Origin of the sequence: Bombilactobacillus bombi, from assembly GCF_013607485.1 — a bacterium.
Lineage (GTDB): Bacteria > Bacillota > Bacilli > Lactobacillales > Lactobacillaceae > Bombilactobacillus > Bombilactobacillus bombi_A.
Genome location: NZ_SCHP01000112.1, coordinates 1 through 1,952, shown reverse-complemented (window position 1 = coordinate 1,952; position 1,952 = coordinate 1). Strand labels below are relative to the sequence as shown.

Annotated in this window: 2 protein-coding genes; both read right to left on the bottom strand. The window is 31.6% G+C overall.

Annotated elements, in window-relative coordinates; genetic code table 11:
• On the bottom strand, positions 1 to 355 hold a 355-nt coding region (locus EQ827_RS08615; protein ID WP_258231831.1), incomplete at its 3' end, for a 3-hydroxyacyl-CoA dehydrogenase NAD-binding domain-containing protein.
• Positions 356 to 374: 19 nt separating this feature from the next.
• Positions 375 to 1,622 carry an MFS transporter gene (locus EQ827_RS08610; protein WP_181190569.1) on the bottom strand — a complete coding sequence of 416 codons (1,248 nt, stop codon included), beginning with the start codon at positions 1,620 to 1,622 and terminating at the stop codon, positions 375 to 377.
• Positions 1,623 to 1,952 lie beyond the last annotated feature (330 nt).

Below are 1,952 nucleotides of genomic sequence, written 5' to 3'. Positions count from 1 at the left end.
TTGCTAAAATAGCAGTGGGGCTCACTTCTGCTTCGACTTGCTGCCAAACTTGCTTTTTAATTTCTAAATCTTCAATAACTGATTCAATTACAAAATCAGCATTAAAAAGTGCCTCTTGGTAATCAGTGGTAGTAGCAATGCGCTTCAAAATAGTTTGTGGATCTTCACTTAAAACGCCAGCCTCTTGAAAAGTAGCTAAATCATGCTGAATACTCTTGATTCCAATATCTAAAGCTGCTTGGGTAGTGTCTAATAATTGCACTGGATAGCCGGCCATAGCAAATTGTAAAGCTGTGGCATGCCCCATTGTTCCTGCCCCAATATTAGCAATATGATTTATGTCTTTTAAATTCATTTAAAAACCCTCCATAGCTTTATTGTATTATGTGTTGTTTTTTGAAATATTTGTTAGATAAGTAAATAGAAAATACTACTGCACTACCTCCTAGTATATATAAGATGCTATTGGTAGTTAATGGTAAATTATATGAACCAGTTATATCGAATATTTTTCCATCAACAGAAACCGCAATTGCAGTTGCAAAATTTCCCATCATTGAAATTATTGATAGGATATTATTGTAATCTTTAGCACCAAACTGTTTTCTAATAAAATAAGGTAAAGATACTAACATTATTCCTTGTCCTAACCCTAAAATAAAGCCTGAACTTACAAGTAAACTTAAAGCTCTAAAAAACATTAACGATGACCATCCTAAAATACCAAAGCAAGAATAAACAATAATCACAATTTTATTATTAAAATGATCTAAAAACCAACCAATACTTGCTTTACCAACAGCAGCTCCTAACATTATTCCTGAAACTACGGCAGCTCCTGTTGTTAACGGCAACTTAATACTGACTACATAAGGAGAAACGTGTTGAACTAATCCAGCTACCCACTGTAAGGCAATCATAGCAAAGCTAATTAAATAGAACATTGGGGTCTTTAATGCTTGTTTAATATCGACTCCCTCCCATTCAGAGTTACTATCAGATACAGACTCTACTTCCTCATATCCGTATGGTTTTACATTTCCTGTAGGCTTATAACGTATTACAAAAAGTGTAAAGGGTAAAATTGTGACTAAGGTAATTATTCCTTCAAATATCCAACCAGCTCTCCACCCCAAATTGGTAATTATATTACTAATAATTGGATTAAATAATGATCCTCCAATTGCTGATAAACCTAATGCAATTCCCATAACTGTACCTAGATATTTTTTAAACCAATTACCTAGTAAAACTGGGATAGATAGAGTCAATGCAAAGGGCTGCATAATACCAATAATTGTCCAAACAATATAAAATTGCTGAATATTTTTAGCAAAGGCTAAACTAATAAATCCTAAACCAACAACCATATAACATACAGTTAATAGCCACTTAACATTTACTTTTTCCATTATTTTTCCTGCAAATAATAAAGTTATAGCACAGGCAATATTTTGAAAAGTAGCCATTAAAGAAACTCCAGCCCGACTAATGTGAAAAGATGCACTAATAGGCTCAAAAAAAAGGCCTATAACATCTACAATAAATCCAAAGCCAACTAAAGAAATTATACATGTACTTAAAAAAATCCACCAAGCATAATGAATTTTGCGCAATATCATCATCCCCCTATTAATTTGAGTTTAGTTCTAGGTTGAATGATAATATGATGGTCTATCTGTTGCAACATGTAAAAATATTAACAAAATGTAAAAATACTCTTTCAAATATCAAATACATATAATGAATAGCTAACTATTACTAGTTAGTATTATTTTTATATGACATTAATTCATAATAAATATTATTAAATAATATATTCACTGACGCGTGGTGCTAGTTAATAATTCTTGAATAAAAAAGCCTGAATAGGCTACACTTTAGTCATCTGCTACTAAAGAAGTGAAACCTATGTCAGACCAACTTAAGTGTAAACAATATTTATTACCTTT